Below are 7,621 nucleotides of genomic sequence, written 5' to 3' on the forward strand. Positions count from 1 at the left end.
GACGAACACCTCGCGCTCGGCGTGGCTGTCGCCGCCGTGGCCGCCACCGTCACGGTGCCCGTGGTCCGTGGTGACCAGCACCGTCCACCGCTCGTCCGCGCGGGCGGGGTCGCGGCGCCGGGCCTCGATGGCGTCCAGCAGCCGCCCGAGGTGGGCGTCCTGGTCGAGGAGCGCCTGGTCGTAGGCGGGGGAGAGGGGACCGGTGTCGTGGCCGGCCTCGTCGGTGGCGCCCAGATAGACGAACAGGGCGTCGGGGTCCCTCTTGGTGAGCCAGCGCAGGGCGGTACGGGCGACGAGGCGGTCCGCTGTCCCGTAGCCGCGGCGTTCGCCGTTGAAGCGCACCCGCCGGCCGATGCCGCGGCCGAGGGTGCCGCGGCGGATCAGGGTCGGCCAGGACACGGCGGCCGCCGTGCGCAGGCCCGGCCGCACGGAGGCGGCGCGGGTGAGGAAGTCGGGGTAGCGGGCGTAGTCGGCGCCGACGAAGTCGTTGCCCGTCACCCCGTGCCGGTCGGGCCACACCCCGGTCATGACGCTCGACCAGCCCGGCCCCGAGTCCGTGTAGGCCACGCTCGTGGTCGGCCCGTGCCCGGCCTCGCCGTCCGCCTCGCCGTACGGCAGCAGACTGCTGCCGTAGGCGCCGGCGGCCATCAGGCCGTGCAGGACGGGAGCCGTGGACGGCGACCGCGTCAGCCGGTCGAAGCGCAGTCCGTCCATGCCCACCACGAGCACCTTGCCCCGCTCCGGTCGTCCCGCTCCGACGACATCCACCACGGTGCACCTCTTCTCTCGACACGGGTCAGGGGGTGTTGTGGATGTCCCGCACCGCACCCCCTAGGTGCCTTGTACCGCACCCTCGGTGGCTCCCGCGATGAATCCGCGGGCGAAGACGGAGAACACGATCACCAGCGGGAGGGACGCCATGAGCACACCGGCCATGACCATGCTGTAGTCCGTGTTGTGGCCGACGTTGAGCTGGGCCAGCTCCACCTGGAGCGTGACGTGGTCCGGGTTGGTGAGCACGATCAGCGGCCACACGTAGTCGTTCCAGGCGCCGACGAAGGCGTAGATGGCGAGGAACGACATCGCGGGCCTGATCATCGGCAGCGCGACGTTCCAGTACTGGCGGAAGAACCCGGCGCCGTCGATGCGCGCCGCGTCGAGCAGTTCGTCGGGCACACCGTTCTCGATGTACTGGCGCAGCCAGAAGATGCCGAAGGCGTTGGACAGGGCGGGCCACACCAGCGCCTTGAGCATGCCGACCCAGCCGACCTCCGACATCAGGATGAACTGCGGGAGGACGGCCAGCTGGAGCGGCAGCATCATGAACACCAGCAGCGTGCCGAAGAGGATCCTGCGGCCGGGGAAGTCGAACTTGGCGAAGGCGAACGCCGCCAGGGAGTCGACGAACAGCACCAGCACCGTGGTGACACACGCGACGACGACCGTGTTGAGCATCGACCCGAAGAAGTCGATGGTGTCGAGGACGTTGCGGATGTTCTCCAGCAGATGCGAGCCGAACGTCAGCTTCGGCGGGCTCTGGTAGATGTCCCGGGTGGTGTTGGTCGCCATCACGATCGTCCACACGAACGGGAAGACCGAGATCACGACGGCCAGGACGAGCAGGGCGTGCGTGCCCAGCCCCTTGGGGCGGCGGGGCCGTCGCGCCCCCTTGACCGGCCGGGTGGTGGCCGTGGCCGTCATGACTTCCTCCCTCGTTGCACGATGCGCCAGTTGATGACGACGAGCACGATGATCAGTACGAAGAAGGCCCACACGATGGCCGCGCCGTAGCCGTAGTCGTTGTCGAGGAAGGCCGACTGGTAGAAGTACAGCAGCGTGGTCAGACCTGCCTGGCCGGGGCCGCCGAGGTTCTGGTTGGCGGCGTTGCTGGCGAACAGGACCTGGGGTTCGCTGAAGCTCTGCAGACCGTTGATCGTGGAGACGACGACGGTGAACAGGATGATCGGCCGCATGATCGGAATGGTGATCCGGAAGAACGTCCGGACGGGCCCGGCGCCGTCGATTTTGGCCGCCTCGTAGACCGACTGCGGGATCGCCTGGAGGCCCGCCAGATAGATGATCATGTTGTAGCCGGTCCACATCCAGGTCATCAGCAGCGCGATGACCACCTTGATCAGCCACGGATCGCTCAGCCACGGCACCGGATCGATGCCGACCATGCCCAGGATCGCGTTGACCAGACCGAAGTCGTTGCTGAACACCGCCCCGAAGAAGATCGCCACGGCGACGATCGAGGTGACGTTCGGAACGTAGAGGGCGATGCGGTAGAAGCCCTTGAAGCGGCGCACCGAGTGCAGCAGCGTCGCGAGGACGAGGGCGCCGAAGAGCGTGGGAACGGTCGACAGCACCCAGATGACCAGGGTGTTGCGGATCGACAGCCAGAAGACCGGGTCGTTCCAGAGGAACTCGAACTGCTGGAGTCCCACGAACTGCTTGGTGCCCAGCCCGTCGTAGCGCTGGAACGCCAGATACAGCGAGTAGAAGACGGGCCCGAAGGAGAAGACCGTGAAGATCAGATAGAAGGGCGAGATCGCCAGGTACTGCCGCCAGTACGACAGCACCCCGCGGCGTACGGGCCGAGCGGCGCCCGCGGGCGGGGTGCGCCGCGGGCGGAAGCGGGCCGGGCCCGGCCCGCCGCGATGCTCGCGCACCGCGGCGGGGCCGGTGACCGGAGGTGACGACACCTCAGCTCACCCCCTGTCGCCGGGCGATCTGCTTGGCCTGGGAGACCGCGTCCTTCCAGGCGTCGTCGGGCTTCTTGCCCTTGGCCTCGATGCTGGTCAGCTCGGCCATGAAGGGCGCCATGACCGCGGAGTCGGCGGGCGCCTCGTAGCTCACCGGGATGGCCTCGGCGGCCGGTCCGAACACCTCGATGATCTTCTGTCCGCCGAAGAAGGCGTCCGGTCCCGTCATGGCCAGCATCGCGTACGAGGCGGGGGAGGCGGGGAAGATGGCGGCGTCGGTGAAGCTCTTGGCGTTGTTGTCGGGGCTCAGGATCCAGCTGATGATCTTGAACGCCTCTTCGGGGTTGCGGCACTGCTTCGGCAGGGTCAGATAGGAGCCGCCCTGGTTCGCCGGGCCGCCGGGGGTCGCGCAGACCCGCCACTTGCCCTTGGTGTCCGGTGCCGCGGACTCGATGTCCAACGCGTGCCAGGCGGCCCCGAGTTCGGTGGTCAGGCTCTTGCCGACGGCGGAGTTCCAGCTCTGGTCGTTGATCTTCGCGTCGAGGCCGAGCCGGTAGGCGCGGATCGCGGTGTTCCACGCGGCGCGTATGTGGTCCTGGTCGCCGATGAAGTGGTTGTCCTCGTCGATGAACCGCTTGGTGCCCTGGCCGACCGCGATGTTGAACACCGAGCCCATGTTGTTGACCAGGAAGGTGCCGGGCAGTGCCTTCTTCAGCTCGGTGCCCAGCGCGAAGTAGTCGTCCCAGGTCTTCGCCTCGGCGGCGACCTTGGCCGGGTCGTCGGGCAGGCCCGCCTTGTCGAACAGGTCGGCGCGGTAGAAGAGGGCGGTGGGGCCGATGTCGATCGGGAAGCCGATCTGCTTGCCGTCCTTGGTCTGGGCGAGCTTCGTCTTCCACTCCAGGTACTGGGAGGAAACCTTCTTGAAGCCCAGGTCGTTCAGGTCGAGGAAGCGGTCGGCGTTGGGCAGGAACGAGGCGATGTCCTCGCCCTTGATGCCCGTGATGTCGGGCACGGAGGAGCCGCCCGCGGCGAGGGTGGTGGTCAGCTTCTGCTTGAAGTCGCCGCCGATGGAGGCGCTGGTCAGCTTGATCCGGCTCGTGAAGTGCGTCTTGGCCTCGGCGACCACCTTGTCGCTGAGGGCGCCGCCCCAGTACCACATGGTCAGGTTCTTGCCGTTCTTGGTACCGCCGGACTCCGAGCCGCCGCCACAGGCGACGGTCAGTCCGGAGGCTGCCGCGGTGAAGACGGCGGCCTGGAGGAAGCCTCTACGAGAAAGGTCCACGGGACACTCCTGTTTGTTCCTGTTCGTGGTACTGAGGGGCGTTTTTTCCGGGGGGTTCAGGGCAGCCGTGCGGGTGGGGTGACCGGGGCGTGGCGCACCGGTGGTCCGGTGTCCGCCGGGATGCGGTCCGCGAGGAAGCCGTAGGTCTTCTTGAGGGCGGGGTCGGTCAGCGAGCGCCACCAGCGCTCGACGCCGTACCAGCCGGGGGCGGCGAGCGCCCCGCCGTGGTGCCGCACCGACAGGCCGGCGGCCAGGACGGCGAACCGCAGCCGTTCCTCCAGTGGCCAGCCGCCGAGGGAGGCCGCGACGAAACTCGCGCCGAACACGTCCCCGGCGCCGGTGGTGTCGAGGACATCCACGTCGAGGGCGGGGGCCTCGGCGTACTCGCCGGTCGTCTGGTCGACGCCGATCGCGCCGGCCCCGCCGCGGGTGACGACCGCGACCGGCACCAGCTCGGAGAGCGTGCCGAGCGCGGCCACCGCGCTGTCGGTGCGGGTGTAGGCCATCGCCTCGGTCTCGTTGGGGAGGAAGGCGTGGCACAGGGCGAGTTGGCCGAGGAGTTCACGCGACCACTCCTGGGTGGGGTCCCACCCGACGTCCGCGTAGATGTGCGTGCCGTTCGCGGCCGCCTTGGCGAGCCACTCGCGCGGCTCGGCCTCGATGTGCACGAGCGCGGTACGCGACTCGGGCGGGTCGCCCATCAGCGCGTCCTGCGAGTACGGCGGCTCCTGGCCGTGGGTGACGAGGGCCCGGTCGTGGCCCTGGGCCAGGGAGACGGTGACGGGGGTGTGCCAGTCGTCCGCGGTGCGCGAGAGCGAGAGGTCCACGCCCTCCTGCCCGGCGAGGACCTCACGGCAGTAGCCGCCGTAGTAGTCGTCGCCGAAGACCGTGGCCAGGGAGGTCCGCAGGCCGAAACGGGCGGTGGCCACCGCCAGGTTGGCGATGCCGCCGGGTCCGCAGCCCATGCCGCCGGTCCAGATCTCCTCGCCGGGAGTCGGCGGCCTTCCCAGCCCCGTGAGCACGAGGTCGTAGAAGAGCAGCCCGGTCAGCAGCACATCGGGCCGGTCGTCGTCCACGCGTGCACCTCTCGTCAGAACTCTTCAAATTCGATGCCGGGAATCGTGCGCCGATCCGAGAGATTGGTCAATACCCGAGCAGAAGTGAGCATGGAAATGATTGAGGATGACGAGTACTGTTCAGCGCGTGCTGGCAGAGAGACGACACCAACTCATCCTGCGGGCCCTGCGATCAGGCGGCCCCGCTGCCGTGACCGATCTGTCCGAACAGCTCGGTGTGAGCCCGGCCACCATCCGGCGAGACCTCGTCAAGCTGGAGGAGGAAGGGCTGCTCACCCGGGTGCACGGCGGGGCGGTCGTGGACGAGGGCGACCAGCCCTTCGCCGAGGTCGCCGAGGTCCGGGTGGCCGAGAAGGACGCGATAGCGGCGCGGGCCGCCTCCATGGTCCGCGACGGCCAGTCCGTGCTGCTCGACATCGGGACCACCGCCTACCGCCTGGCCCGGCAGCTGCACGGCCGCAGGCTCACCGTGATCACCAGCAACCTGGTGGTCTACGAGGAACTCGCGGACGACGAGGGCATCGAGCTGGTGCTGCTCGGCGGCATGGTCCGCCGTGAGTACCGCTCCCTCGTCGGCTTCCTCACCGAGGACAACCTCCGTCAACTGCACGCGGACTGGCTGTTCCTCGGCACCAGCGGGGTACGGCCCGGCGGGCAGGTGATGGACACCACCGTCGTCGAGGTCCCGGTCAAGCGCGCCATGATCAAGGCGAGCGACAAGGTGGTCCTGCTCGCCGACTCCGCGAAGTTCCCCGGCACGGGGATGGCGCGCGTCTGCGGCCCCAGGGAACTCGACGTCGTGGTCACCAACACGCCCGTGGACGGGACGACCTGCTCCTCCTTCGAGGAGGCCGGGGTCGAGGTCGTGACCACATGAACCGCGCACCGGGCACCTACCGCGCCGTCGGAGGCATGATCCACCGCTCAGGCGGCATGCTCCCCGGGGCGGCGGTGCGGTGCGCGACGACAGCCCGGCCCGCGCCCGTCACCGCGACCACGGCGGCACAGGGGCGCGGCCGGCTGACACGTGTCCCGACGACCGGCACCCCCCGCGCGCCACGGCGCGGGTCCCGCGCGCCGGGCGGCCCCACGGCCGCACGGCGGGCCCCGCGCCTGCCCGCACACATGCACGATCGGCAAAGGTGGTAGTTGCGTGAAGCTGACGATTCTGGGCGGCGGAGGATTCCGTGTGCCCCTCGTGTACGGGGCGCTCCTCGGGGACCGCGCCGAGGGCCGGGTCACCCATGTCGTCCTGCACGACCTGGACGCCGAACGGCTCTCCGCCGTCACCCGCGTCCTCGCCGAGCAGGCCGCCGACATCCCCGACGCCCCCGAGGTGACCGCCACCACCGACCTCGACGAGGCCCTGACCGGCGCCGACTTCGTCTTCTCCGCGATCCGTGTCGGCGGTCTGGAGGGCCGGGCCCACGACGAACAGGTGGCCCTCGCCGAAGGTGTCCTCGGTCAGGAGACCGTCGGCGCCGGCGGCATCGCCTACGGGCTGCGGACGGTCCCCGTCGCCGTCGACATCGCCCGGCGCGTCGCCCGGCTCGCCCCCGACGCCTGGGTCATCAACTTCACCAACCCGGCCGGCCTGGTCACCGAGGCCATGTCCCGCCACCTCGGCGACCGCGTCATCGGCATCTGCGACTCACCCGTCGGCCTCGGCCGCCGTATCGCCCGGGTCCTCGGGGCCGACCCCCGCGAGGCCTGGATCGACTACGTCGGCCTCAACCACCTCGGCTGGGTCCGCGGACTGCGTGTCGCCGGCCGCGACGAACTCCCGCGTCTCCTCGCCGACCGCGATCTGCTCGGCTCCTTCGAGGAGGGCAAACTCTTCGGCGTCGACTGGCTCCAGTCCCTGGGCGCCGTCCCCAACGAGTACCTCCACTACTACTACTTCAACCGCGAGGCGGTCCGCGCCTACCAGGCCGCCGAGAAGACCCGCGGCGCCTTCCTCAAGGACCAGCAGGCCCACTTCTACGAGGAGATGCGCCGCCCCGACGCCCACGCCCTCAAGGCATGGGACCGCACCCGCGCCGAGCGCGAGGCCACGTACATGGCGGAGAACCGCGAGACCGCGGGCGCCGGCGAACGCGACGCCGACGACCTCTCCGGCGGCTACGAGAAGGTCGCCCTCGCCCTGATGCGGGCCATCGCCCGCGACGAGCGCACCACCCTCATCCTCAACGTCCGCAACCGGTCCACCCTCTCCGTCCTCGACACCGAGGCGGTCATCGAGGTGCCCTGCCTGGTCGACGCCAACGGTGCCCACCCGGTCACCGTCGCCCCGCTGCCCGACCACGCCACCGGCCTGGTCTGCGCGGTCAAGGCCGTCGAGCGCGAGGTCCTCGCCGCCGCCGAGTCGGGCTCCCGCACGACCGCGGTCAAGGCCTTCGCCCTGCATCCCCTGGTCGACTCGGTCAACGTCGCCCGACGCCTGGTGGAGGGGTACACGGCGGTGCACCCTGGCCTGGAGTACCTGAAGTAGGCTCCTCCGCGACGGGAGCGGGAAAGCGCTTTCCGTCCGCCCGCCGTTCCCGCCCCCGACTCCGGCC

The 7,621-nt window shown here is 70.0% G+C and carries 7 protein-coding genes; 2 read left to right on the plus strand and 5 right to left on the minus strand.

What is annotated here, in order from left to right:
- The 5 genes from AOK15_RS33685 to AOK15_RS33705 form a co-directional block, all read right to left on the minus strand.
- On the minus strand, positions 1-771 hold a 771-nt coding region (locus AOK15_RS33685; RefSeq protein WP_055522118.1), incomplete at its 3' end, for an alkaline phosphatase family protein.
- 60 nt (positions 772-831) lie between these two features.
- Positions 832-1,701 carry a carbohydrate ABC transporter permease gene (locus AOK15_RS33690; RefSeq protein ID WP_055522113.1) on the minus strand — a complete coding sequence of 290 codons (870 nt, stop codon included), beginning with the start codon at positions 1,699-1,701 and terminating at the stop codon, positions 832-834.
- The gene (locus AOK15_RS33695; protein WP_055522119.1) at positions 1,698-2,582 is read right to left on the minus strand and encodes a carbohydrate ABC transporter permease; all 885 of its coding nucleotides are present in this window, start codon (positions 2,580-2,582) and stop codon (positions 1,698-1,700) included. Before AOK15_RS33695 ends, AOK15_RS33690 begins: the two co-directional genes overlap by 4 nt.
- Positions 2,583-2,706: 124 nt before the next feature.
- Positions 2,707-3,987 carry an ABC transporter substrate-binding protein gene (locus AOK15_RS33700; protein WP_055522114.1) on the minus strand — a complete coding sequence of 427 codons (1,281 nt, stop codon included), beginning with the start codon at positions 3,985-3,987 and terminating at the stop codon, positions 2,707-2,709.
- Between the two features lie 56 nt (positions 3,988-4,043).
- A complete protein-coding gene (locus AOK15_RS33705) occupies positions 4,044-5,063 on the minus strand; it encodes a carbohydrate kinase family protein (protein ID WP_055522115.1) in 1,020 nt (339 codons plus the stop codon).
- A 127-nt stretch (positions 5,064-5,190) separates the two neighbouring features.
- Here AOK15_RS33705 and AOK15_RS33710 point away from each other — a divergent pair, with 127 nt between their 5' ends.
- Complete coding sequence (locus tag AOK15_RS33710) at positions 5,191-5,940, plus strand: DeoR/GlpR family DNA-binding transcription regulator (protein WP_055522116.1); 750 nt, start codon at positions 5,191-5,193, stop codon at positions 5,938-5,940.
- A 276-nt stretch (positions 5,941-6,216) separates the two neighbouring features.
- The gene (locus AOK15_RS33715) at positions 6,217-7,554 is read left to right on the plus strand and encodes a 6-phospho-beta-glucosidase (RefSeq protein WP_055522117.1); all 1,338 of its coding nucleotides are present in this window, start codon (positions 6,217-6,219) and stop codon (positions 7,552-7,554) included.
- Positions 7,555-7,621 lie beyond the last annotated feature (67 nt).

This window comes from Streptomyces ossamyceticus (assembly GCF_001418475.1).
Classification (GTDB): Bacteria; Actinomycetota; Actinomycetes; order Streptomycetales; family Streptomycetaceae; genus Streptomyces; species Streptomyces ossamyceticus.